At 61.9% G+C, this 23,667-nt stretch carries 21 protein-coding genes; 12 read left to right on the top strand and 9 right to left on the bottom strand.

All coding sequences use genetic code 11. The annotated features are described in order from the left end of the window. Positions 1-10: 10 nt before the first annotated feature. Together pheT and M3N55_RS13090 are read right to left on the bottom strand one after the other, a co-directional pair. Positions 11-2,431: a phenylalanine--tRNA ligase subunit beta gene (gene pheT, locus M3N55_RS13095; RefSeq protein WP_249059806.1), complete on the bottom strand. Its 2,421-nt coding sequence runs from the start codon at positions 2,429-2,431 to the stop codon at positions 11-13. Between the two features lie 70 nt (positions 2,432-2,501). After that, a complete protein-coding gene (locus M3N55_RS13090) occupies positions 2,502-3,278 on the bottom strand; it encodes a DUF1013 domain-containing protein (RefSeq protein WP_249059803.1) in 777 nt (258 codons plus the stop codon). 153 nt (positions 3,279-3,431) lie between these two features. Between M3N55_RS13090 and M3N55_RS13085 the strand changes: the two genes are divergently transcribed. Continuing rightward, positions 3,432-4,088: a ribonuclease T2 family protein gene (locus M3N55_RS13085; RefSeq protein ID WP_249059801.1), complete on the top strand. Its 657-nt coding sequence runs from the start codon at positions 3,432-3,434 to the stop codon at positions 4,086-4,088. Between the two features lie 7 nt (positions 4,089-4,095). On the opposite strand, the gene M3N55_RS13080 is transcribed toward M3N55_RS13085, so the two are convergent. Both M3N55_RS13080 and M3N55_RS13075 read right to left on the bottom strand, forming a co-directional pair. Further along, complete coding sequence (locus M3N55_RS13080; protein ID WP_249059799.1) at positions 4,096-5,487, bottom strand: aspartate aminotransferase family protein; 1,392 nt, start codon at positions 5,485-5,487, stop codon at positions 4,096-4,098. A gap of 147 nt (positions 5,488-5,634) precedes the next feature. Further along, entirely contained in the window at positions 5,635-6,858 is a 1,224-nt protein-coding gene (locus tag M3N55_RS13075; RefSeq protein WP_249059798.1) for an acyl-CoA dehydrogenase, read from the bottom strand. Between the two features lie 100 nt (positions 6,859-6,958). On the opposite strand from M3N55_RS13075, the gene M3N55_RS13070 reads away from it, so the two are divergent. The 11 genes from M3N55_RS13070 to M3N55_RS13020 all read left to right on the top strand — a co-directional run bounded on the left by M3N55_RS13070 (position 6,959) and on the right by M3N55_RS13020 (position 18,420). Then, complete coding sequence (locus tag M3N55_RS13070; protein WP_249059796.1) at positions 6,959-7,846, top strand: LysR substrate-binding domain-containing protein; 888 nt, start codon at positions 6,959-6,961, stop codon at positions 7,844-7,846. Between the two features lie 49 nt (positions 7,847-7,895). Then, complete coding sequence (locus M3N55_RS13065) at positions 7,896-9,029, top strand: cation diffusion facilitator family transporter (protein WP_249059794.1); 1,134 nt, start codon at positions 7,896-7,898, stop codon at positions 9,027-9,029. Positions 9,030-9,052: 23 nt separating this feature from the next. Beyond that, positions 9,053-10,411: a DNA repair protein RadA gene (radA, locus tag M3N55_RS13060; RefSeq protein WP_249059792.1), complete on the top strand. Its 1,359-nt coding sequence runs from the start codon at positions 9,053-9,055 to the stop codon at positions 10,409-10,411. A 22-nt stretch (positions 10,412-10,433) separates the two neighbouring features. After that, the gene (locus tag M3N55_RS13055; protein ID WP_249059783.1) at positions 10,434-10,985 is read left to right on the top strand and encodes a CvpA family protein; all 552 of its coding nucleotides are present in this window, start codon (positions 10,434-10,436) and stop codon (positions 10,983-10,985) included. Positions 10,986-10,992: 7 nt separating this feature from the next. After that, positions 10,993-12,144, top strand: coding sequence for an RsmB/NOP family class I SAM-dependent RNA methyltransferase (locus tag M3N55_RS13050; protein WP_249059780.1), 1,152 nt, complete (start codon positions 10,993-10,995; stop codon positions 12,142-12,144). A gap of 91 nt (positions 12,145-12,235) precedes the next feature. Then, on the top strand, positions 12,236-14,545 hold the full coding sequence (locus M3N55_RS16810) for an ATP-binding protein (RefSeq protein ID WP_249059779.1): 2,310 nt from the start codon (positions 12,236-12,238) through the stop codon (positions 14,543-14,545). A gap of 80 nt (positions 14,546-14,625) precedes the next feature. Then, on the top strand, positions 14,626-15,639 hold the full coding sequence (gene cobT, locus M3N55_RS13040) for a nicotinate-nucleotide--dimethylbenzimidazole phosphoribosyltransferase (RefSeq protein ID WP_249059777.1): 1,014 nt from the start codon (positions 14,626-14,628) through the stop codon (positions 15,637-15,639). Positions 15,640-15,642: 3 nt separating this feature from the next. After that, positions 15,643-16,398 (top strand): adenosylcobinamide-GDP ribazoletransferase, encoded by a 756-nt coding sequence (gene cobS / locus M3N55_RS13035; protein ID WP_249059772.1) that lies wholly within the window; start codon positions 15,643-15,645, stop codon positions 16,396-16,398. After that, positions 16,389-16,919: an alpha-ribazole phosphatase family protein gene (cobC, locus tag M3N55_RS13030; protein WP_249059771.1), complete on the top strand. Its 531-nt coding sequence runs from the start codon at positions 16,389-16,391 to the stop codon at positions 16,917-16,919. The genes cobS and cobC overlap by 10 nt, the downstream gene beginning before the upstream one ends. Next, positions 16,909-17,421, top strand: coding sequence for a bifunctional adenosylcobinamide kinase/adenosylcobinamide-phosphate guanylyltransferase (gene cobU, locus M3N55_RS13025; RefSeq protein ID WP_249059769.1), 513 nt, complete (start codon positions 16,909-16,911; stop codon positions 17,419-17,421). The genes cobC and cobU overlap by 11 nt, the downstream gene beginning before the upstream one ends. A 99-nt stretch (positions 17,422-17,520) precedes the next feature. Next, positions 17,521-18,420 (top strand): DMT family transporter, encoded by a 900-nt coding sequence (locus tag M3N55_RS13020; RefSeq protein WP_249059768.1) that lies wholly within the window; start codon positions 17,521-17,523, stop codon positions 18,418-18,420. Between the two features lie 51 nt (positions 18,421-18,471). On the opposite strand, the gene M3N55_RS13015 is transcribed toward M3N55_RS13020, so the two are convergent. The 5 genes from M3N55_RS13015 to M3N55_RS12995 all read right to left on the bottom strand — a co-directional run bounded on the left by M3N55_RS13015 (position 18,472) and on the right by M3N55_RS12995 (position 23,646). Next, complete coding sequence (locus tag M3N55_RS13015) at positions 18,472-19,212, bottom strand: YebC/PmpR family DNA-binding transcriptional regulator (RefSeq protein WP_249059765.1); 741 nt, start codon at positions 19,210-19,212, stop codon at positions 18,472-18,474. Positions 19,213-19,337: 125 nt separating this feature from the next. Further along, positions 19,338-19,847: a CarD family transcriptional regulator gene (locus tag M3N55_RS13010; protein ID WP_249059763.1), complete on the bottom strand. Its 510-nt coding sequence runs from the start codon at positions 19,845-19,847 to the stop codon at positions 19,338-19,340. A 215-nt stretch (positions 19,848-20,062) separates the two neighbouring features. Continuing rightward, complete coding sequence (gene fdxA, locus M3N55_RS13005; protein ID WP_249059761.1) at positions 20,063-20,401, bottom strand: ferredoxin FdxA; 339 nt, start codon at positions 20,399-20,401, stop codon at positions 20,063-20,065. A 71-nt stretch (positions 20,402-20,472) separates the two neighbouring features. After that, positions 20,473-20,823, bottom strand: a complete 351-nt coding sequence (locus M3N55_RS13000; protein ID WP_249059862.1) for an RNA-binding S4 domain-containing protein — start codon at positions 20,821-20,823, stop codon at positions 20,473-20,475. A 27-nt stretch (positions 20,824-20,850) separates the two neighbouring features. After that, positions 20,851-23,646: a helicase-related protein gene (locus M3N55_RS12995; protein WP_249059860.1), complete on the bottom strand. Its 2,796-nt coding sequence runs from the start codon at positions 23,644-23,646 to the stop codon at positions 20,851-20,853. Positions 23,647-23,667: the final 21 nt, after the last annotated feature.

Genomic DNA, 23,667 nt, shown 5'->3' with positions numbered 1-23,667 from the left:
GTGTTTGCCGCTACCCTCGCAAGGTGCCCCCAGTGGCTTTTTCGACCTTGGCGATAATCTTGGCGCCGACCGCCTCGATATCTTCATCGGTTAGCGTGCGGTCGCCCGGTTGCAGACGCACAGCAATCGCCAGAGACTTGCGCCCCTCGCCAAGCTGCGCCGCAGCCTTGTCGCCGGTGAACTCGTCGAACACCTGCACATCAGCGATCAGCGCCTTGTCGGCCCCCATCGCGGCGTTGACGACCTGCGCCGCTTCGACATCTGCATTCAGCACAAAGGCGAAATCGCGTTCCACGGCTTGCAGACGGTTGCCGGACAGCGCGCCACGGGCAGTCTTGCGCGCCTTTGGACGGGGCGGGTTTTCAACCATCACGGTCAGCGCCATGACAGCGCCCTTCAACCCGTAATGACGAATAATGCGCGGGTGAACTTCGCCAAAGATCGCAAGCGGCAGTTTTGGCCCCAGCGACAAGACACCGGCCCGCCCCGGATGGAACCAACCCGGCATGTTGCGGTTGATCTGCATTTTCAACGGCGCACCGATGGCCGAGAGCACTGCTTCGGCATCGGCTTTGGCGTCATACAGGTCCACCACGCGGCGGCTGGCATGCGGGTCGCGCCCCGTATTGGCACCAACCAAGATGGCTGCGGCTTGCACTTGCTGCTCACCCGGTTCGCCGCCTGCAAATGCAGGGCCGACCTCGAACAAAGACAAATCCATCGCCCCGCGCGCCTGGTTGCGGGCGGCCGCTTGCAACAGCCCCGGCAAAAGGTCAGGGCGCATATGCGTCATTTCAGAGCTGATCGGGTTTTGCAGACGCGTGGCATCCGCACCGCCGCCAAACAACGCCGCACTGTCCGCGTCGATGAAGCTATATGTGACGCATTCATTATATCCCAACCCCGCCAGCATTCGCCGCGCAGCCCGCTCGCGCGTTTGCAACGGCGTCAGGATCGCGCGGGGCACACCGGCTTGCGGGCGTGGCAAAGGCTTGCCTTCCAGTTTGGTCAAAGATGCGACACGTGCGATTTCCTCGACCAAGTCAGCCGCGCCCAACACATCGGGCCGCCAGCTTGGCGGGCTGGCCTGATTGCCTTGCAGCGTAAAGCCCAGCGTTTCCAGTGTTGCCCGCTGCGTGGCTTCGGGAATATCCATACCCACCAGCGACCCAACGCGGGCGGGGTCGAACGTGTAGCTGCGCGCAGTGTCGGGGATGGTGCCATCAACGACCACTTCAGACGCTTCCCCCCCGCACAGGTCCATCACCATGCGCGTGGACAGTTCCAACCCGTCCAGCGTAAAGGCCGGATCTACGCCGCGCTCGAACCGGTAGCGCGCGTCGGAATTGATTTTCAGCGCGCGGCCCGTGGCGGCAATGGTGATCGGGTCCCAGTAGGCGGATTCGATGAACACATCGACGGTGTCCCCGGAACAGCCAGAGGCCGCGCCGCCCATGACACCGGCAAGGCTTTCAACGCCGTTATCGTCGGAGATAACCATCTGGTCAGCGCCGAGCGTGTAGGTCTTGTCATCAAGCGCAAGGAACTGCTCGCCACCTGCCGCCGGGTGAATGCGCAACGCACCCTGCACCTTGCTCGCATCGAACACATGCAACGGGCGATTCAGGTCGAAAGTGAAGAAATTGGTTATGTCCACCAGCGCCGAAATGGGCCGTAGACCAATCGCGCGCAGCCGTTTTTGCAACCAGTCGGGCGAGGGGCCGTTGGTCACCCCGCGCACAAGGCGACCGGCAAAGATGGGGCAGCCCTTGTCCTTCAACTCTGGCGAAATCTGCACGCCAATGGGGCACGGGAAGGTCCCGGCCACCGGCTCCACCGCCAAGGGCTTCAGCGTGCCAAGCCCACGCGCGGCCAGATCACGCGCAATCCCGCGCACGCCCAGCGCATCCGGGCGGTTGGGCGTGATCGCGATTTCGATAACCGGATCATTCAGCCCGGCATAGTCTATGTATCGCACGCCCAGCGGCGCATCCTCAGGCAGCTCGATTATACCATCATGATCTTCCGACAGTTCCAGCTCGCGTTCGGAACACAGCATCCCATTGCTTGCCTGCCCGCGTATGACGCCCGGTTTCAGGTCCACACCCGTGCCCGGCACATGCGTGCCGACGGGCGCAAACACGCCGACCAACCCTGTGCGTGCATTGGGCGCGCCGCATACCACCTGCACCTCTTCCGAGGCGGCGTCAGGACCGTTCGGCCAAGCCTCGACCCGGCACAAGCGCAGGCGGTCGGCATCGGGGTGTTGAACCGCCTCGATCACGCGGGCAATCGTGAAGGCACCCAAACTGGCGGCAGGGTCGGTGACGCCCTCTACCTCCAGCCCCAGATCGGTCAGCGCGTAAAGCACTTCATCCAGAGTGGCGGACGTCTCTAGATGGTCCCGCAACCATGACATGGTGAATTTCATGGGTCTGTCCCCGGCCTGTTGGTCTGTTTTCGCCCCCGCTTAGCGCGATTTGCCGGCAGGGAAAAGCCGCTCAACGCGATGTGCGGTCGTCTTCTTCATCCTCGTCTTCATCATCCTCATCAGGCAGGTTGAAGAAGCTGTCTGCATCCGAATAATCGGCGGATGATTTCTGCTCTTCCTGTTCCGATTTCATATCGCTGACCGAGAAATTCTCCAACCCGGCAATCCCGGCGGGCATTTTCGGGTCCGGGTCCATTTCCAAAGATTGCTCGGTCGATACCAGTTTCCGGCGCTCATCATCGGACATGACGCGGCCTTCCTTGGCCAGCTTGTCAGCCGCCTTGCGCACCTCTGCGTCCAGTTCAGACTGCTTGCACAGCCCAAGCGCCACCGGATCAATAGGTTGCAGATTGGCAATGTTCCAATGCGTGCGCTCGCGGATCGCGGCAATGGTGGAATTCGTGGTGCCCACAAGACGGCGGATTTGCGCATCGGCCAATTCGGGATGGAACTTGACCAACCACAAGATGGAAGCCGGGCGGTCCTGACGCTTGGACAAGGGCGTGTACCGCGGCCCGCGGCGCTTCTCTTCACCCTCCGAGGCGGGGTTATACTTCAACTTGAGCGCATAACGCGGGTCTTTTTCACCGCGGTCGATTTCGATCTGGTCAAGCTGGTTATTGGTCATCGGGTCGAAGCCCTTGACACCGCCGGCGACATCGCCATCGGCAATACCTTGCACTTCCAATTCGTGCAGGCCGCAAAAATCGGCAATCTGCTTGAAGCTGAGCGTGGTGTTGTCCACCAGCCACACGGCGGTGGCCTTGGCCATAAGAGGTTTCGACATGAGCGGCGCTCCTGTATCTGATGTCGGCAGCGCGCTTGGCGCGTGCGCATGGGTTATCATGTGCCGGAAAACCGGCTGCAGGGGACCCTGCCTCTCCTCGCTATCGGGGGATGGTGCGGTTATAGCCAAGTCGGGCTGCAAGGGGAAGGGCTAATGCAAAAGCTGCTGCGCAAGGGTATGAGCGGATTGGCGCTTCTGGTTTTGGCTGCAATCTACGTTCTGGGACAGCAAGCCGACAGCACAGAGCAGGACGCATATTACCTGCTGGCGCTCAGTTGGACGCCCAGCTGGTGCAATGCCGAAGGCGATGCGCGCGGGGCGCCACAATGCGATGATGGCACCGGCTGGCAAGTGCATGGCCTGTGGCCGCAATATACCGGGGGCGGATGGCCCGAATATTGTGACACGGACGCGCGTGATCCCAGCCGCGCCCAGACCGGCGCTATGGCCGATATCATGGGCGACGGCGGGCTGGCCTGGCATCAATGGAAAAAACATGGACGGTGCAGCGGGTTGAGCGCAGATGCTTATTTCGGGCAAACCCGCGCGGCCTTCGAAGGGCTAAGTTGGCCCGACTCGCTGACCCGCATCACCCGGACAACCCGCGCAACGCCCGACACCGTCGAAACCGCCTTTCGCGACGCGAACCCGCAATTCGGGGCGGATATGGTCATCACCACCTGCCGTGATGGCGATCTGCGCGAAATCCGCCTGTGCCTGACGCAAGACCTGCAACCGCGGGCCTGCGGCGTCGATGTGCTGGACCGCGCCTGCTCTGCCCGCCAGATCAGCATGCCGCCGCCCGACTAACCCGGCTCTAGGCGGCGACCATCGCACCATCACGGTGCAGATGCTCCAGCGTCTGGTCCAGGGCGTTGCGGGCGCGCCGAATCAATTCGTCGATATCGGAGGTCGAGATGACAAGCGGCGGCGCAATAATCATCCGGTCCCCGACATGGCGCATCACAAGGCCGTTGGCGAAACAATATTCGCGGCAGACATAGCCCGCACGGCCCGGCCCGGCGGCAAACGCGGCACGGCTACTTTTGTCCGGCGTCAAGGCAAGGCTGGCCATCAGCCCACGGCTGACTGCCTCGCCCACAAGCGGGTGGTCCGTCAGCGTGGCCCATGCGTTTGCAAGGTAGGGCGCCGCTTCATCCCGGACCCGCGTGACGATACTTTCTTCGTCCAGAATACGCAGGTTTTCCAACGCCACCGCCGCAGCCACCGGATGCCCGGAATAGGTGTAGCCGTGGTTGAACTCATCCTGCGCGATCGTCTGTGCCACCTCGTCGCAGACGATCGACCCGCCGATCGGCTGATAGCCAGAGGACAACCCTTTGGCGATGGTCATGATATGGGGGCGAATGCCGTAGCTTTGCGACCCAAACCACTGGCCAAGGCGGCCAAACCCGGTAATCACCTCATCCGCGATCAGCAGGATGCCGTATTTATCCACGATCCGTTGCACTTCGGGCCAGTAACTGTCGGGCGGGATGATAACGCCGCCCGCGCCCTGCACGGGTTCCGCGATGAAGGCTGCAACGGTTTCCGGCCCGATTTCGAGGATTTTCTCCTCCAGCGCCCGCGCGCGGGCCAGGCCAAATTCTTCCGGCGTCATGTCGCCGCCCTCGCCCCACCAATAAGGCTGGTCGATATGCACGATACCGGGGATCGGCATCCCGCCCTGCGCGTGCATCGCAGCCATGCCACCAAGCGACCCGCCGCCCATCGTCGACCCGTGATACCCGTTGCGCCGTGCAATGATGGTGCCGCGTTGCGCCTGCCCCTTCAGCGCCCAATACTGCCGCACCATGCGGATATTGGTGTCATTCGCTTCCGACCCCGACCCGGCAAAGAACACATGGTTCAGGTCGTCCGGCGCAAGCTCCGCCAGTTTCGCCGCAAGCGTTAGCGCGGGCACATGGCTGGTTTGGAAAAACGTGTTGTAATAGGGTAGCTCGCGCATTTGCCGCGCTGCCGCCTCTGCCAGTTCCGCGCGCCCGTAACCAATATTGACGCACCACAGCCCGGCCATTCCGTCGATCAATTCTTCGCCGTTGCTGTCGGTCAGCCGCACACCTTGAGCCCGGGTGATGATCCGCGCGCCTTTCTGCCCCAAAGCGCCGTTCGCCGTGAACGGGTGCATATGATGGGCCGCATCCAGCGCCTGCAACTCAGCGGTGGGAGGGGTGTTGGTCAAGGACATGCACTGCTCCAAAGATCGGGTTGCGGGCGACCATACAAGCCGCGCCCGAGGGGTCAAGCAAGCGCGGTCAGCCCCTTCATCTTGCCTCAAATACTCACACCGCCGGGCGACAGCCCGGCGGCGCGACATGGCGGCCCGTGCCCCGTGTCAGAAAAACGCCTGAAGCCCTGTCTGCGCGCGCCCCAAGATCAGCGCATGCACGTCATGCGTGCCTTCATAAGTGTTCACCGTTTCAAGGTTCACCATGTGGCGCATCACCTGGTATTCCTCGGAAATCCCGTTGCCACCATGCATATCGCGGGCGTTGCGGGCAATATCCAAAGCCTTGCCACAGTTGTTACGCTTGATAAGCGAGATCACTTCTGGCGCGGCTTCCGCTTCGTCCATCAATCGGCCTGTTTGCAGCGCAGCTTGCAGGCCCAGCGCGATTTCGGTCTGCATATCCGCCAGTTTCTTTTGAAACAGTTGCGTGCCCGCCAAGGGTTTGTCGAATTGTTTGCGGTCCAGCCCGTATTGGCGCGCGGCATGCCAGCAGAATTCGGCAGCACCAATGACGCCCCAGGCAATACCATAGCGCGCGCGGTTCAGGCAGCCGAAGGGGCCTTTCAGCCCTTCGACATAGGGCAGCAGCGCGTCTTCACCCACCTCGACCCCATCCATCACGATTTCCCCGGTGGTCGAAGCGCGCAGGCTCAGCTTGCCACCGATCTTGGGCGCGCTGAGCCCTTTCATACCCTTTTCCAGAATGAAGCCACGAATGCGCCCGCCATGCGCCTCGGACTTGGCCCAGACCACGAAGACATCGGCAAAGGGGCTGTTGGAAATCCACATCTTGGACCCGGTCAGCTTGTAGCCGGTGGCAGTCTTCTCGGCGCGGGTTTTCATGCCGGCAGGGTCCGACCCGGCATCGGGTTCGGTCAGGCCAAAACAGCCGATCAGCGTGCCCGCGCACAGGCCGGGCAGGTATTTCTGCCGCTGCTCTTCCGACCCGTAGGCATAAATCGGGTAAATCACCAATGAGGATTGCACCGACATCATGCTGCGATAGCCCGAATCGACGCGCTCGATTTCGCGCGCGATCAGCCCGTAGGTGACGTAATTGGCCCCAAGCCCTCCGTATTCCTCGGGCAAGGTCGCGCCTAAAAGGCCCGCATCGCCCATCAGCGGAAACAATTCAGGCGCGGATGTTTCCTCGCGGTAGGCATCGATGACGCGCGGTTGCAGCGTGGATTGCGCAAATTCATGGGCCGCATCGCGCAGCATGCGTTCATCTTCCGACAGTTGGCTTTCCAGGCGCAGCGGGTCATTCCAGGTGAAAGCGCCCAGTTCCGGGGCGTCTTTGGCTTTCATGGCGGGTTTGTCCAAGGGCATCGCATCCTCCAATAGCAGAACATTTGCGCATGTCTTACCTTGCATAAAGTGAATGATAAAAGGATAATTTAGAAACCTATCATTCCAAAATGGAATAGTTATGCCTTTGCCACGCCGCGACCTGCCCAGCACTTCCAGCCTGCAAGCCTTCGAGGCCGTGGTCCGGCTTGGCAGTTTCACCGCCGCCGCCGCAGAGCTTGCCCTGACGCAATCAGCGGTGTCGCGGCAGGTTGCAGCGCTGGAACGGCAGTTGAGCGTCACTCTGTTGCAGCGCGGCCCGCGCGAGGTGGTGCCAACGCCGGAAGGGGCGGATTACGCGCGGGACGTGCGCGCGGCATTGGGGCAGTTGCAACGCGCCGCATTGGCGCTCAGGGCCAGACCTCATCAGTTGACTTTGGCCATCCTGCCAACCTTCGGCACCCGCTGGTTAATGCCACGAATGCCGCGTTTCCTGCGCCGCCACCCGGATATTACAGTGCATTTTGCCACACGGATCGGCCAGATCGACCTTGCCGCAGAGGGGCTGGATGCCGCCATCCATGCAGGCCGCCCCGATTGGCCGGGAACAGAGGCCACGCTTTTGCTGGACGACCGCGTGCAACCCTGTGCCGCGCCCGCGCTTGCGGTCGAAGGCCCGGCGCAAATTGCCCGTGCGCCGCGTCTTGCATTGGCGACACGCCCGCATGAATGGTCCGATTGGTGCGCTGCGCAGGGCCTGCCCGACCCCGGCCCCCCGCAACTGGTGTTCGAGCATTTTTCCACATTGGCGCAAGCCTGTATTGCGGGCTTGGGCGTTGCGCTGTTGCCGGGCTTTCTGTTTCAGCCGGAACTTGCGCGCGGCGAGATGACGCCCCTCGCCCCGCCTTGGCCCAATGGCGCGGGCTATTGGCTTATGACGCCGAAATCCGCGCGCATTAACACAGCGACAGAGGCGTTTCGCGACTGGCTGATGACCGAAGTGACCCGTAGCGACGGGGCTTTCGCCTAGCGCCGCAGCTTGGTAAGTTGAAGGCTTCCAGCCAAGGCGCCCCACGACCATGACCAAGGACCACGCGAAAACCCGTGTCACGCTTGTTGGTGCCGGGATCAATACCATCTTGTCGATGGCCAAAATCACGGCTGGGCTGATGTTGGCCAGCCCTGCGTTGGTGGCCGATGGGGTGCATTCGCTGTCTGATCTGGTCTCGGATGTGCTGGTGTTCTGGGCCTTGCGCCATTCTGCGTTGGCCCCGGACGAGAACCACCCTTACGGCCACGGCCGGTTCGAGACACTGGCAACACTCGCCCTGGCCGCTATTCTGGCCCTGACGGGTCTGGGCATTGCATGGGATGCCGCCGTGCGGTTGTTGTCCGGCACAGATAGCGCACCCGGTTTGTGGGCGCTGGCGGTGATCGCAGTATCCATCTTGGCCAAGGAAGCGCTGTATCACTACACCCGCGCCGTGGGCGAACGAACCGGTTCGCGTATGATAATTGCCAATGCATGGCACCACCGCACCGATGCGCTGTCGTCGGTTGTGGCGTTGATTGGCGTGGGCGCAGCACAACTGGGCTTCGGCTGGGGCGATCCGGTAGCCGCGATCATCATCGCCGCCATGCTGGGCCGGGTGGCGTGGGAGTTCGGCAAAGGGGCTGTCGATGAGTTGGTCGACACCCAAGCCCCGGACGGGTTACGCGCAGATCTGCAAGACAGCCTAAACCGCACCCCCGGTGTGGAGGGCTTGCGCGACCTGCGGATGCGCCAACACGGCGCGCGGGCAGTGGCTGATGTGTCGGTAATGGTGGACCCGCATATCACCGTGACCGAAGGCCACCGCATTGCCGAGGCCGCGCGCTCTGACGCGCTTGACCGGATTGATGCGCTGGAAGACATTATCATCCATGTCGAACCCGCAGGCCATTTCGACGGGTTCGGTGCCACCGAAGCGCCCTTGCGCGGCGAAATCGAAGGGCTGATCCTGACGCTAGCGCAAGCCCATCCGATGGTGGCAAACGTGGCGCGCGTGCAGCTTGGTTATTTCGAAGACGGCTTGCACATAGAGGTGCTGGCCCGGTTGGACCCACAGGCGGACCACACCGCGACAGAGGCCGACCTGACCGAAACCCTGCGCCAGACCTTGCCGGAATTGCGCGCACTCAGCCTGCACCGGCAGGCGGGCTTGCAAGGCTAAGGCCGTCAGGTCATAACATCGCCATGGCCAAATCCGCCCCCCAGTTTACCTGCACCGCTTGCGGCGCCACCCACCGCAAATGGGCGGGCCAGTGTGATGCCTGCAACGGATGGAACACGATTGTCGAGGAGGCGCCCCTGTCGCGCGGCCCCGGTGCCCGCGCCATGAAGGGCAAGACAATCACGCTTGGGTCATTAGCCGATTCCGAGGCTCCACCACCGCGCCAGACATCCGGGATGAACGAGTTGGACCGCGTGTTGGGCGGCGGGCTGGTGGCGGCGTCTGCCATCCTTGTCGGCGGCGATCCGGGCATCGGCAAATCAACACTTCTTTTACAAGCCACGGCAGCATTCGCCCGCGCGGGCGCACGCTGCATGTATATCTCTGGCGAGGAAGCGGCCGCACAAGTGCGGTTGCGCGCGGCGCGTCTTGGCCTGTCGGATGCGCCGGTGCAACTTGGGGCCGAAACCCATCTGCGCGACATCCTGACCACGCTGGACGCAGAACGCCCCGACCTTGTGGTGATCGATTCGATCCAGACAATGTGGCTCGATACCGTGGACAGCGCGCCCGGTTCCGTGGCGCAGGTGCGCGCGGCTGCGCATGAACTGGTCAGTTTCGCCAAGCGGCGCGGCGTGTCGGTCATCCTTGTTGGCCATGTCACCAAAGAAGGTCAGATCGCCGGTCCCCGCGTGGTCGAACATATGGTCGATACGGTTCTGTATTTTGAGGGCGAGCGCGGCCACCAGTTCCGCATTCTGCGCGCGGTCAAGAACCGCTTTGGCCCGGCGGATGAGATCGGCGTATTTGAAATGACGGGCGGCGGGCTGGCAGAGGTCGCCAACCCGTCCGCACTGTTCCTGTCCGAACGCGGCACGCCCGCGCCCGGATCGGTCGTTTTCGCCGGCATGGAAGGCACACGCCCCGTCCTGACCGAAATTCAGGCCCTCGTCGCGCCGTCCCCTTTGGGCACACCGCGCCGCACCGTGGTCGGGCTGGACAGTGCCCGGCTGTCTACGGTCCTTGCGGTGCTGGAAGCGCGCTGCGGCATACCCTTTGCCGGGATGGATGTGTTCCTGAATGTCGCGGGCGGCATGCGCGTGATGGAACCCGCCGCCGACCTTGCCCTTGCCTGTGCGCTGTTATCCGCGCGCGAAGATCATGCACTTCCGCCCGAAACCGTGGTTTTCGGCGAAATCAGCCTGTCCGGCGCGCTTCGTCCGGTGGTGCAGACCGAAAACAGGTTGAAAGAAGCCCGAAAACTTGGTTTTAGCGCTGCTATCGGTCCAAGCCTTGCCAAACCAATCGACATGGGCGGGATCCGGCTGAACCAGATGGATGATCTGGCACAAGTGGTTGGTCAGGTTTTCGGCGCGGGATGACCCGCATAGTAGGAGTAAGGTCATGGACGCGTTCACGATTGTCGATGCAGCGGTAGCGATTATCATCATCGTTTCGGGCATCTTGGCTTATTCCCGCGGCTTTGTGCGCGAAACACTGGCCATCATCGGCTGGATCGTGGCGGCAATTCTGGCGTTCATGCTGGCCCCTGCCGCGCAACCGCTCATCCGAGAGATCCCCTATATTGGCGACTTTCTGGGCGATAGTTGCGAGTTGACCGTGATCGCGGCCTTCGCGGCTGTCTTTGCTCTGGCGCTGGTGCTGGCCTCGCTCTTCACGCCACTGTTTTCATCCTTCATCCGAAATTCTGCCTTGGGCGGGATCGATCAGGGGCTTGGGTTCTTCTTCGGTGTGGTGCGTGGCATCCTTTTGGTCGCGGTGGCCCTGCTGGTATTTGACCGCGCGGTTCCCCCCGGTTCGGTAGAGATGGTGGAGAACTCGCGCTCCGCAGCCATATTCGGTCAATTGTCGGGCAATCTGAACGACGCTGTGCCAACGGACGCGCCGAATTGGTTGGTTGCCCGCTACGAGCAGCTGACCGCCGGTTGCCGCTAACCATCACATGACCCCCGCTGCACGGCTTCAAGCCGCGATTGAAATTCTTGATGAGGTTCTTGCGGGGAAACCCGCAGAACAGACCCTGACAAACTGGGCCCGTGCCAATCGGTTCGCAGGGTCCAAAGACCGCGCCGCGATCCGCGACCATGTGTTCGACTGCCTGCGCTGCAAACGCTCCTTTGCGCATCTGGGTGGGCGGACCGACGGGCGCGGACTGGTGCTGGGGCTTGTGCGCGATGCGGGCACGGACCCTGCCACCCTGTTCACCGGCCAAGGCTACGCCCCTCCCCCACTGACAGCGGCGGACATGCCGAACACGGACCCAATGCCGCGCGGCGTCGCACTGGACTGCCCCGATTGGCTGCTTCCCGAACTGGAAACCAGCCTTGGCCCGGCCACAGACGACCTGCTGCGCATAATGCGGCATCGCGCGCCGGTTTTCTTGCGCGTGAACCTGCTGCGCGGAACGGTCGCACAAGCCATGGAACGCCTTGCGCAAGAGGGCATTGAAACGCGCCCAACCCCATTGGCGGCCACCGCGCTTCAGGTCGTGACGAACGCGCGCCGCGTGCGGCAATCACGCGCCTTCACCGAGGGGCTGGTCGAATTGCAGGATGCGGCCTCACAAGCCGTGATCGCCGCCCTGCCCGACCTCGACGGTGCTCATGTGCTTGACTACTGCGCAGGTGGCGGCGGCAAGGCGCTGGCGATGGCCGCCGAGGGCGCCAATGTAACCGCGCATGATGCAGACCCCGCCCGAATGCGCGACATTCCCGAACGCGCCAAACGCGCCGGCGTCAAGATCACCGTGCAGACCCAGCCCATGGGCCTGTTTGACCTTGTCGTCACCGATGTCCCCTGCTCCGGCAGCGGCGCGTGGCGGCGTGCCCCGCATGGAAAATGGGCGCTCACGCCAGAGCGCATGACGCACCTTACCAGTTTGCAAAGCGCCATCCTTCGGCAGGCGTGGCAGCATGTGCGGCCCGGTGGTCGGCTGGTCTATGCAACCTGCTCGCTTCTGGACGCCGAGAACACAGCAATCACCACCCCCTTCGCAGCCGAGACCACCGCTGCGACCCTTGGCGCGGCGCAGCACCTGACACCGCTGGATGGTGGCGATGGGTTTTTCAGTGCCATCATCCATAAGGCGAGTTAATTTCTCCTTTTAGTTGCGCGGCGCAAATTCCCGGTTAAACTGAAATTAACCTTTTGCAGCCACAGTCCTGATGAATGAATTCGGGGGTAGCGTGACACGAACCGCGACATCAGGGCAAAGCCCAGCGCAGGGACCGGCGTTTCGGTTTACTGCCGCGACAACGCTTGGCCTTGTCGCGGTCACTGGGGTCGCGTTGGTTCTGGCCAGTTTTTGGTTGGGACTATCCGGGCCTATTTCGCTGACGATTGGGGCAATCGGGGCAAGCATCTTGTGCTCTGTCGGCCTTCTGACGGCACGGCACTGGCACGCACAGCATCAGGTTCGGCGTGATCTGGCGCTTGTAAAGGCCCTCTATGGCTCTGCCACGGCCACCGCGCTTGTTGATGGCGCACTGGGCCATATTATCTGGGCCAACCAAGCGGCACATGACAGGTTCGCGGGCGCAACCCATGCCGCCAGCTTTGTCGAAGATGTCAGCGCAGACCCCGCCGAACTGGTCACACGCCTGCATGATCGCGCGCTTGCCGAAGGTCGGGTCACGCATAGCGTTGCGCTGGATACCGGGGAATTGCGGCTGACCGTGCGCCCAGCCGGGCATGGTCGGGCGCTGTGGCAATTCGACGACACAACGCTGCCTGACCGGCGCGACTCTCTGCCTTTCAACATGATCGAGACATCGGAAAATGGACGCATAAGCTACCTTTCCCCCAAGTTGCGCCACCAGTCCTCGACCTTAGCACGCCATATATCAGACCTGCTGAACCTGCCGCTTCCCAAGGCAGGTGAACCGGCGATCTTTGCCCTGCGCGACACCGATACCCGGCATATCGGGTTTCGCACAACACCCCAAGACGCAGGCGAATGTATCCTGTTACTTTCACCCGCCAGCAACGAAGACACCGATCAGAATTTCAATGCCCTACAAATGCTGCCAATCGCGGTCGCACTGGTAGATCGCAACGGCTACCTGACCCGCGCCAATGACGAAACCCGCCGATTGCTGCGCCTGCGCAAAGATGACACGCCGCGCTTTTGCGAGTTGCTCGAAGGTCTCGGTCGTCCGGTCGGCGAGTGGCTGGCAGATATACGCGCAGGCCGCGTGGCCACGCCAACCGAAGTTTTGCGTGCAACAAATCCGGCAGATGATCTGTTCCTGCAAGTCTCGCTGCGCAGCTATGGCAATGACGGTGAGTTGGTCGCCGTCATGCATGACGCGACCGAATTCAAAGCGCTTGAAGCGAAATTCACGCAAAGCCAGAAAATGCAGGCAATCGGGCAGCTCGCGGGCGGTGTGGCACATGATTTCAACAATCTTCTGACCGCGATCTCCGGGCATTGCGACCTGATCCTGTTGCGCCATGACCGAAGCGATGTCGATTACCCCGACCTGATGCAGATACAGCAGAACACGAACCGCGCAGCGGCCCTTGTGCGTCAGCTTCTGGCGTTTTCCCGCAAGCAGACCCTACAATTCGAAACGCTGGATCTGCACGATCTGCTGGCCGATGCGACCCACCTTCTGAACCGCTTGGTCGGCGAACGCGTCACCCTAACGCTGCGCCATGGCGCTGACATACCGCTAATACGATCAGACAAGCGGCAGTTCGAACAGGTCCTGATGAACCTTGTGGTCAATGCACGCGACGCCATGCCGATGGGTGGCGAAATCGTTATAGAGACCGAATATCACGCCCTTCCCAGCGGGATGCGACGCGACAAGGCAACGCTCCCGCCGGGCGATTACGCCGTGATCCGGGTCCGCGATGAAGGCATCGGCATGTCACACGCAATAATGGCAAAAGTATTCGACCCGTTTTTCAGCACCAAACGGCAAGGCGAAGGAACAGGACTGGGCCTGTCGACGGTCTACGGTATCGTAAAACAATCCGGCGGCTTTATCTTCGTCGACAGCGAAGAGGGGCATGGCACGACATTTTCGATCTATTTCGCAGCACAGGCTGCTGCGGCAATTGCAGTAGCGCGGCCGCACCAGACCAAGCCATTGGCAACAGTCGCGTCCCGCAGCACCGTCTTGCTGGTCGAGGACGAGGCACCGGTTCGCTCTTTCGCCGCACGGGCTCTGCAACTTCAGGGGCACCGCGTTCTGGAAGCGGATTCGGGTGAAGCCGCACTGGAATTGCTTCAAGACCCAAGTCTGCGCCCGGATGTTTTCGTCAGTGACGTGATCATGCCCGGCCTTGACGGTCCGGGCTGGATGGCCCAAATCCGTGATCGTTTCCCCGACACGCCGATTGTGTTTATGTCAGGATATGCCGAAGATAGCCGAATCGCAGCGCAAGCCGAGTTGGGTCAAGCCGTGTTCCTAGGCAAACCCTTCTCGCTGGCGGAATTCACCAGCATCGTGAACGAGCAACTCCGCAAACTGACGGAAGCAGCCTGAGCACAAGCGCCAAAAGGCATTGCACCACGGGTTCTAGCGGATACACCTGTCGCAATGCGATCCATCAAAGGTGCTCTGCCATGACCAGCAATCCCCATCGCCTGTCAGATGCCGAGATACAGGGCTTTATCGACGGCAAGACCAAACCGCTTGGCGCGCTTGGCCGCGTGGAAACGCTCGCCGCACAGCTTGCCCGGTTTTGCAACACTCTGACCCCACGCATCGACACCTGCGAACTGGTCATTTTCGCCGCCGACCATGGGATCGCGCTTGAGGGGGTTTCTGCCTTCCCGCAAGCCGTCACACAACAGATGGTCCAGAATTTCCTGGCCGGCGGGGCTGCGGCCAATGTCTTCGCGCGCAGTCAGGGTATTCCGGTTCATGTGGTCGATGCCGGGGTAGCAGGCGATCCTATCGACCACCCCAAACTGTGGTCCCGTCGCATTGCCCCCGGCACCGAAAGCAGCCTGCATGGCCCGGCTATGAGCGCGGCTGAGCGCGACGCAGCCCTCAACGCCGGAGCCCGGATCGTGGCCAACACCTCTGCAAAGGCACTCGCATTCGGCGAGATGGGGATTGGCAACACGGCCAGCGCAAGCCTGCTGGCCCATAAGCTAAGCGGACTGGCGCTTAATGACCTTATCGGGCGCGGGACTGGGGTTGATGATGCGGGCCTTGCCCATAAATCCGCGATCCTTGCACAGGCGTCGCAACGCACTGCACCCAGCCTTTCCGCCGACACAGCCCTGTCCGAATACGCAGGGTTCGAAATGGTGATGATGGCTGGCGCGATGCAGGCCGCAGCCGAAGACGGGCGGATTGTGCTGGTCGACGGCTTTATTGCGACCACCACCGCCGCCGCCGCACTGGGACGCGCGCCGCATATTCGCCCGGCAATGGTCTTCTGCCACCGCAGCCAAGAAGCCGGGCACCGCGTTCTGCTTGAGTGGTTGACTGCCGATCCGCTACTGGACATGGACATGCGCCTTGGCGAAGGCACCGGCGCGCTGCTGGCATGGCCACTTGTAAAGGCCGCCAGCGCCATGCTCTGCGACATGGCCAGCTTCGACAGCGCCGGCGTGTCACAAGGCTAGACAATGCGCGACGCCCTTGCCTCTGCCCTGCTGGCCGCACAATTTCTGACGCGCCTGCCCCTGCCCGCGCGCGGCTACACGCCCGCGCGATGGTCGCGCGCCCCGGCGTATTTCGCCTTCATTGGGCTTGGGATTGGGCTGGTTCTGGCAGGGCTGTTCTTGGCCATGTCGCAAATCTGGCCGCAGCCGCTGGCTGCAGTTCTGGTTTTGGGCGCAGGGCTGGTCCTGACTGGCGCGTTGCACGAAGACGGGCTGGCCGACACCTTGGATGGACTGGGCGGGGGTCGCGACCGCGAGCGCGCGCTTGAGATAATGCGCGACAGCCAGATCGGCAGCTACGGTGCGCTGGGCCTTGGCGCGGTGCTGGGGGTGCAGGGCATAGCCTTGTCGACCGCTCCCTTGGCAAACGGCATGGGGGCGCTGGTAATTGGTCACATGCTTGGCCGCGCATTGATGGCCTATGCGCTTGGGCAAGGGCGTTATTTGCGTGCAAACGGAACGGGATCGGGGCTGGGTCGTCCTCTCGGACGCAGCGGTTGGGGGGTGACGATGATCGCTGGCACACTGGCAGGTTTGGCCGCTTTACCGCTTCTGGGCTTGGGCGGCGCGTTTGGAGCAATTGCAGGCGGCGTGGCGGCGGGCATCCTCTGGCGCCGTTGGACCTTGCACAAGCTGGGCGGCGACACGGGCGACACATTGGGCGCGCTACATTGCATGGCGTTGACCGGCAGCCTGCTAGGGGCGGCCGCATGGGCGTGATCTTGCTGCGACACACCAAGCCCGATGCGCCCGAAGGGTTGTGCTATGGGCGGTTGGACCTTGCCCCTGCCGAAGGATTCGAGGCGCAGGCCGCAGAGCTTGCGCAAGACCTGCCGCCTGTCTCGCGCATTGTCACCTCGCCATTGCACCGGTGCGCGGTTCTGGCGCAGTCCATCGCAACCGCACGCGCCCTGCCGCTGACCACCGAACCCCGCCTGCGCGAGATGGATTTCGGCGCTTGGGAAGGCCAGCTTTGGTCCGAGCTGCCGCGCGCGGAACTGGACGCGTGGGCGGCAGACCTGTTGCATGCCCGCCCGCATGGTGGCGAGTCGGTGGCGCAACTGCGCGACCGCGCTCTGGCGGCGATGCGCGATCATGCCGCCCCAGATGTGCTGGTCGTCACGCATCACGGGATCATAAAATGCGCCCGCCACCTGACCGAAGGTGATAGCGCGTGGCAATCCACTCTGTCTTTCGGCGGCTGGCTGCGTTTCGCGCCAAAGGTGTTTCATGGCCAATGACCTGACGCTAATCCTTGGCGGCGCACGATCTGGCAAAAGCGGCTTTGCCGAGGCCGAGGTGACAGCCCGGCCCGGCCCATGGCATTACATGGCGACCGCGCAAGCCTTTGACGATGAGATGCGCGCGCGAATTGCCCAACACCGCGCCGACCGGGCCAACGGGTGGGTAACGCATGAAGTGCCCTTTGCATTGGCAAACGCGTTGCAAACTGTGCCAGACGGGGCGCCGGTTCTGGTCGATTGCCTGACGCTCTGGCTGACCAATCATCTGCTCGCAGAAAACGATCTGACAACCGAGATTGCGGCCCTGCAAAGCGCGCTCGACGCCCGGCGCGGCCCGGTCTGGCTGGTTGCGAATGAAGTCGGTCTGGGCATTGTGCCCGACAACGCTCTGGCCCGACACTTCCGCGACGCGGCGGGGCGGCTGAACCAAAGGCTGGCCAAACAGGCCGACCGCGTGCGCTTCATTGCCGCCGGGTTGCCCATAGCACTGAAAGGCTAGAGCTTTCGGTCGCATGTCGAAAAGCTTGGAACCAGCAAGCGGTTCCAAGCGACATGCTCAAGGCTTGCGCGTTTGCCCTGCGCATGCAACTTATTACACATGATAACAACCAAGCCCGACTCGCGCCCGCTGCTAGGCATGTTATGGATGCTGCTGACGGGTTTCTGCTTTGTCGCGGTGACGGCGCTGGTCAAATACCTGGGCGATGATCTGCCCGCCGCGCAACAGGCTTTCTTGCGCTACCTGCTAGGGCTGGTGTTCCTGATCCCAATGTGGCCCGCCCTGCGCGCGGCCCGCATCTCGCGGCAGGCGATAACCGTCTTCGGGGCGCGCGGCTTCATCCATGCGCTGGGCGTTATCTTGTGGTTCTACGCCATGACCCAAATCCCCTTGGCCGAAGTCACCGCAATGAACTACCTCTCGCCCATCTATGTCACGCTTGGGGCGGCGCTGTTCTTGGGTGAAAAGTTGGCATTGCGGCGCATCATGGCCGTTCTGGTGGCCTTTCTTGGCGCGCTTATCATCCTGCGCCCCGGCCTGCGCGAGGTGTCGAGCGGGCATATCGCCATGATCGGCACAGCAATCTTTTTCGCCGGGTCTTACCTTATGGCCAAGCGCATGAGCGGTCAGGTTTCGGCCAGCGTTGTCGTTGCCATGTTGTCACTGACAGTGACAATCTGTCTTGCCCCTTTCGCCTACGCGGTCTGGGTGCCCCCGACGGGCGCGCAGCTTCTGGGGCTGCTGGCGGTCGCGGCCTTTGCCACGGCAGGGCACTATACAATGACGCTCGCCTTCGCGGCCGCGCCTGTCACCGTTACGCAACCCGTCACTTTCCTGCAACTGGTCTGGGCGGTGGCCTTGGGTGCGCTTGTATTTGCGGAACCGGTGGACCTGTTCGTGGTGCTTGGGGGCATGGTCATCATGGCGTCGGTCCTGTTTATTACATGGCGCGAGGCCATGCTGCGCAAACAGGAAAGACGCGCAGTGCCCGCCCCCTAAAGCGCGCCGCGTTTTATTGCCCTGCTATCTTGCGGGCACCGCCTAAACAGGTTACAGCTCCGCCATAACCTCATCTGAAATTTCAAAATTCGCGGTGACGTTCTGCACATCGTCATCATCTTCCAGTGCGTCGATCAATTTCAACAATGAGCGCGCGCCGTCCAGGTCCAGTTCTGTCGTGGTTTGCGGTTTCCAGACCAGCTTCGTGCTATCAGCTTCCCCCAAAGCGCCTTCCAAGGCAGTAGACACCGCGTTCAGGTCTGTATCCGCACACCAGATGACGTGTTCTTCATCGGTGCTTTCGACATCCTCGGCCCCCGCGTCAATCGCGGCCAGCAAGACACTGTCGCCATCGCCCACACTGGCCGGGTAAACGATCCGCCCCATCCGGTCGAACATGAAAGCAACCGACCCGGTTTCGCCAAGGTTGCCGCCATTCTTGGAAAAGGTTGACCGCACATTAGACGCGGTGCGGTTGCGATTATCGGTCATCGCCTCGACAATCACGGCAACGCCGCCGGGACCGTAACCCTCGTAGCGGATTTCGTCATAGCTTTCGGCATCGCCGCCCTGCGATTTCTTGATCGCGCGTTCGATATTGTCCTTGGGCATAGAGACCGACTTGGCCTCTTTCACCGCCAAGCGCAGGCGCGGGTTTTTATCCGGGTCCGGGTCGCCCATCTTTGCGGCAACCGTAATTTCCTTGGACAGCTTGGAAAACAGTTTCGCGCGCACGGCGTCCTGTCGGCCCTTGCGGTGCTGGATATTGGCCCATTTTGAATGGCCTGCCATTGCGATCTCCGAACATTGAGTGCTTTGGGTGTGTTTAGTCCAGTCCCGCGGTGCAAGACAAGCCCATGCGACGACGCAAAACGCCCGCACGGGTGTGCGGGCGTCAGCTTTTGTTTCGGTGTAGCTTAGGCTGCGCGCGACACCAGCACGTCATTGACCTGCTTTTGCGCGATCACTTCATCGCCCCCGGCGACAGCAGCCACTTCGCGGGTCAGGCGTTCCAGCGCGGCCTCATACAGTTGACGCTCGGAATAGGACTGCTCGCGCTGATCGTCGCTGCGGTGCAGGTCGCGCACCACTTCAGCAATCGCCAGCAGGTCGCCGGAATTGATTTTTTGCTCATATTCCTGCGCGCGACGTGACCACATGGCACGTTTTACGCGGGCCTTGCCCTTTAGCGTAGCAAGCGCCTTGTCCACAATTTCGGGCGAGGACAGCGAGCGCATGCCCACCGTCACGGCCTTGTTGGTCGGCACACGCAACGTCATCTTCTCTTTCTCGAAAGAGATCACGGAAAGTTCCAGTTTCAGCCCCGCGATTTCCTGCTCTTCGATGGACACGATCTGCCCAACCCCATGGGCTGGATACACAACGTATTCATTCGCGCGAAACTCGGATTTTTTCGTTTTTGTCATACTGGCTTTCCCCACTAGGCTCTGGACGCATGGCGCAGAGTTTCGCAACAGGAACGCATGGCTCCCGAGGCATTTACGCGTTGGCGACAAAAAAACGGCAGTTGGCAAGACCGCCGTGGCAGAGCGAATTCATATTATGCGATTCTATACCACAAACTTGCCCATAAACCAAGCAACTTGGAAACAGAACCATGACACGCTAGGCGAATCGGGGCTTAACCACCTTCACCGGGGGCTTCGGAGAAGTATTTTTCGCGTTTCCCGGCCTCGCCATCACGCTCTTCTGCGTCAGGTAGCGGGTCTTTCTTGGTGATGATGACCGGCCAAGCTTCGGAATACTTGCGATTGAATTCAACCCATTCATCCATATCCGGTTCGGTATCGGGACGAATGGCATCCGCAGGGCATTCCGGTTCGCAGACGCCACAGTCGATACATTCATCAGGGTGGATGACCAGCATATTCTCGCCCTCATAGAAGCAATCCACCGGGCATACCTCGACGCAATCTGTGTATTTGCAGGCTATGCAATTGTCGATCACCACATAGGTCATGGGGGCGTTACCTTTTGCTTGTCATCCGGGCGAACCTGTCGCGTGAAGTTGACATAAACCCGCCTCTCGGATCAATCAAGCCGATCTGGTGCAGGTGCGGCAAAACGGCGACGGTCGCGTTTGTCGGGGCGTGGCCCGGACGATTTCGGGGCCGACAGATCAGGCGGTGGGGGCGGCGGTGACATGTCGTCATAAAGCGCCTGAGCCTCTGGCGCGGGGCCGCGCCGCGTGCCCAAGCCCAACACCTTGACCACCCGAACGCGCGCGCCGATGGCGAAGGTCAACACATCACCGGGGCCGACCTGCGCGGCGGGCTTGGCAATCCGCGTGCCGTTCAGCCGCACGCCGGCTTTGACCAGCCCAGCCGCCACCGATCTTGTCTTGGCGAATCGGGCATGCCACAGCCATTTGTCCACGCGCATGGTATCTGGCGCGAGGTCGGACACAGATCAGTCCTTGGCCTTGAACCCCGCAAGGGCGGCGGCAAACGGGTTGTCGGGGTCAATGCGCTGCGGTTTGGGGGCTTGCGCGGGGCGTTGGTCGCGCTCGGGCTTGCGCCCGTCGCCTTTGGCGCCCTTGCGTCCGTCGACTTTCGGCTTGCCACCTTTTGCGCCTTTGCGGGGGCCGCGCCCCTCACCCTCTGGCTTGCGGGCGGGGCGGTTCGTGTCACGGCGCGGGCGGGGTGCCCAAGTGAACGTGTAAAACACTTCCAGCGCATCCGCCTCGGCGGGTTGCGCGGCCTCAGACACATCGGCGCTTGCCTCGGCGGGGGTGTCGCCAGTATCGGCGGGTATCTCCACCTGCGTGCCCTCGGTTGCAGGCGTTTCGGGTGCTTCGGGGTCGCCGGCGGGCAACTCGACCACAGGTTTCACCTTTTCGCGCTCGCCCTTTTCGGCGGCATAGCCCAAGCCCTGCATCAGATCTGCGAACTGCTCCAGCGTGGTGCCGGTGATCGACAGCATATCGGGCGTCGCCTCAAAACCCACGCGGCTATCGCAGGCGCGCAGCAGGTCAGCCAGCCGCTCCAGCATGTCGATGCGAATCGCGCGTGCGCCTGCCGGATGATACCCCGCCATGGTGTAATGCGCGCTCGGCACCTCGGTAATGTGCGGGATCGTAACCAAGCCCGGCGGCGGGCTTTCGGGAAATTCATCCAGCCCTTCGTGCAGCGACCGCAGAACCAGTCGCAACCGGGTTGGCGCGGGCTTCAACAGCAGCGGCATGAAAATGGTGAACTGGCCAAACCGAACGCCATGCTTGCGCAACATGCCGCGCGCGTCTTGATCCAGCGCCTTGATGTCATTCGCGATCTGCGCGCGGGGGATGACACCCATAGCCTCGACCAGTTGGAACGCCACACCGCGCGCCAGCCCCAACAGCGTCTCGTCACGCGACATATTCAGGAGCGGCTCGAACAGTGCCGCAATCTTACGGTCAATGAAATGTTGTAGGCGGCGGCGGACTTTTTCGGCCACGTCATGCCCGGCCTCGTCATCGACAAACGCCTCGACCTGCGGGCGCATGGCATCTTCGCTTCGCACCAGCTTGCCAACGGCAGAGGTGCCCCACATCAGCCCACCCTGTTCGGTGAACTCAAATTCCGTATCAGGAGCGTTGTAGAACGTGTCCGCACGCAGATGGAACAAAGGCACAAGCGCCGCGATGGAAGCCTGACGCAGGGTTTTCGCTTCATCCGGGCTGGCGGTCTTGTCCTGCCGGAAGCGGAACCCTTCCAGACGTCCAATCAGTTCGCCTTCTACCGTCACTTCGCCCTTGTCGTTCACATCGGCCACAAGGCTCTCCTTCTGCTTCAACCGGCGCAGCAGCACTGATGTGCGCCGATCAACAAATCTTTGCGTCAGACGCGTATGCAACGCATCGGACAGGCGGTCTTCTACAGCGCGCGTGGCCTCGCGCCAATGCTTTTCGTCATCGACCCAAGCCTTGCGTTGCGCGATATAGGTCCATGTGCGGATATACGCCAGCCGTTTCGACAGCGCGTCGATATCGCCCTCGGTGCGGTCAATGCGTTTTATGTTGCGCGCCAACCAGTCCGGGTCGATCCGTCCTGCGCCGTGCAGAAACTCGAACACCCGGCCCAGAAGCCCGGCATGTTCGGTCGGAGAGATGCCTCGAAAATCGGGAATGCGGCACACATCCCACAGCAAACGCAAGTCGCGCGGGTCGCGCAGGCGGTCCTGCACCTCGGGCAAAACCAGCAGCGATTTCAGTGCAACCACGTCATCGGCATCGCGCGCGCGGGTCAGCCAGTCGTTGTTCGTATGGTGTTCAAGCGATTCCAGCAGCCGCTTGGGCGACCCGAATTCCAGCTTGGCGTTGCGCCATTGCAGCTTGCGCACCGGCAGAAATTTATGTGTCTCGATCGCCTCGATCACCTCGTCTTCCAGCGGGCGCGCTTCGCCGGTCACACCGAATGACCCGTCATTCTGATAACGTCCGGCGCGGCCTGCGATCTGGGCCAGCTCATCCGGGTTCAGCATCCGCATACGCCGCCCATCGAATTTGCGTGTGGCCGAAAACGCGACATGCTTGATGTCCAGATTCAGCCCCATCCCGATGGCATCGGTTGCGACCAGATAATCCACATCGCCATTTTGATAGAGTTCCACCTGAGCATTCCGGGTGCGAGGGCTAAGTGCGCCCATCACCACCGCGCAACCGCCTTTCTGGCGGCGGATCAATTCGGCAATGGCATAGACATTTTCAACACTGAACCCCACGATGGCACTGCGCGCAGGCATCCGACTTAGCTTTTTCGACCCTGTATAGCTAAGCTTCGACATCCGCTCGCGGCGATTGAACTGCACGCCGGGCACCATCGCCGCAATCGCGCTACGCATCGTGTCCGACCCCATGAACAGGGTTTCATGCAAGCCCCGCGCATGCAGCAGGCGTTCCGTGAAGACATGGCCGCGATCCGGGTCGGCGCAAAGCTGGATTTCGTCGATGGCCACAAAATCCGCGCCAATCTCCAGCGGCATCGCCTCGACCGTGCAAACCCAATATTGGGTGCGGTCGGGCACGATCCGCTCTTCGCCGGTAACAAGCGCCACGCAATCCGGGCCGCGCAAGGCAACGATGCGGTCATAGACCTCGCGCGCCAAAAGCCGCAGCGGCAGGCCGATAACACCGGTCCGATGCCCCAGCATCCGTTCGATGGCGTAATGAGTCTTGCCGGTGTTGGTCGGCCCCAGAACCGCCACCACCCGCGCATTCGCGCGCATATTCATGGGCCTTGCCTCTTC

Origin of the sequence: Roseinatronobacter domitianus, from assembly GCF_023336755.1 — a bacterium.
GTDB classification, from domain to species: domain Bacteria; phylum Pseudomonadota; class Alphaproteobacteria; order Rhodobacterales; family Rhodobacteraceae; genus Roseinatronobacter; species Roseinatronobacter domitianus.
The sequence above is the reverse complement of the archived record's forward strand: the minus strand, read 5'-3'. Positions and strand labels throughout refer to the sequence as shown.

Bases quoted from the DNA above. Each gene is read 5' to 3' on its own strand.
- M3N55_RS13065 (WP_249059794.1), top strand. From the start codon at position 7,896: ATGACCAAGGACCACGCGAAAACCCGTGTCACGCTTGTTGGTGCCGGG.
- M3N55_RS13080 (WP_249059799.1), bottom strand. From the start codon at position 5,487: ATGTCCTTGACCAACACCCCTCCCACCGCTGAGTTGCAGGCGCTGGAT.
- M3N55_RS13055 (WP_249059783.1), top strand. From the start codon at position 10,434: ATGGACGCGTTCACGATTGTCGATGCAGCGGTAGCGATTATCATCATC.
- M3N55_RS13085 (WP_249059801.1), top strand. From the start codon at position 3,432: ATGCAAAAGCTGCTGCGCAAGGGTATGAGCGGATTGGCGCTTCTGGTT.
- M3N55_RS13050 (WP_249059780.1), top strand. From the start codon at position 10,993: ATGACCCCCGCTGCACGGCTTCAAGCCGCGATTGAAATTCTTGATGAG.
- M3N55_RS13000 (WP_249059862.1), bottom strand. From the start codon at position 20,823: ATGCGCGTGGACAAATGGCTGTGGCATGCCCGATTCGCCAAGACAAGA.
- cobC (WP_249059771.1), top strand. From the start codon at position 16,389: ATGGGCGTGATCTTGCTGCGACACACCAAGCCCGATGCGCCCGAAGGG.
- M3N55_RS13075 (WP_249059798.1), bottom strand. From the start codon at position 6,858: ATGCCCTTGGACAAACCCGCCATGAAAGCCAAAGACGCCCCGGAACTG.
- pheT (WP_249059806.1), bottom strand. From the start codon at position 2,431: ATGAAATTCACCATGTCATGGTTGCGGGACCATCTAGAGACGTCCGCC.
- M3N55_RS12995 (WP_249059860.1), bottom strand. From the start codon at position 23,646: ATGCGCGCGAATGCGCGGGTGGTGGCGGTTCTGGGGCCGACCAACACC.
- cobT (WP_249059777.1), top strand. From the start codon at position 14,626: ATGACCAGCAATCCCCATCGCCTGTCAGATGCCGAGATACAGGGCTTT.
- M3N55_RS13020 (WP_249059768.1), top strand. From the start codon at position 17,521: ATGATAACAACCAAGCCCGACTCGCGCCCGCTGCTAGGCATGTTATGG.
- fdxA (WP_249059761.1), bottom strand. From the start codon at position 20,401: ATGACCTATGTGGTGATCGACAATTGCATAGCCTGCAAATACACAGAT.
- M3N55_RS13090 (WP_249059803.1), bottom strand. From the start codon at position 3,278: ATGTCGAAACCTCTTATGGCCAAGGCCACCGCCGTGTGGCTGGTGGAC.
- M3N55_RS13015 (WP_249059765.1), bottom strand. From the start codon at position 19,212: ATGGCAGGCCATTCAAAATGGGCCAATATCCAGCACCGCAAGGGCCGA.
- M3N55_RS13070 (WP_249059796.1), top strand. From the start codon at position 6,959: ATGCCTTTGCCACGCCGCGACCTGCCCAGCACTTCCAGCCTGCAAGCC.
- cobS (WP_249059772.1), top strand. From the start codon at position 15,643: ATGCGCGACGCCCTTGCCTCTGCCCTGCTGGCCGCACAATTTCTGACG.
- radA (WP_249059792.1), top strand. From the start codon at position 9,053: ATGGCCAAATCCGCCCCCCAGTTTACCTGCACCGCTTGCGGCGCCACC.
- cobU (WP_249059769.1), top strand. From the start codon at position 16,909: ATGGCCAATGACCTGACGCTAATCCTTGGCGGCGCACGATCTGGCAAA.
- M3N55_RS13010 (WP_249059763.1), bottom strand. From the start codon at position 19,847: ATGACAAAAACGAAAAAATCCGAGTTTCGCGCGAATGAATACGTTGTG.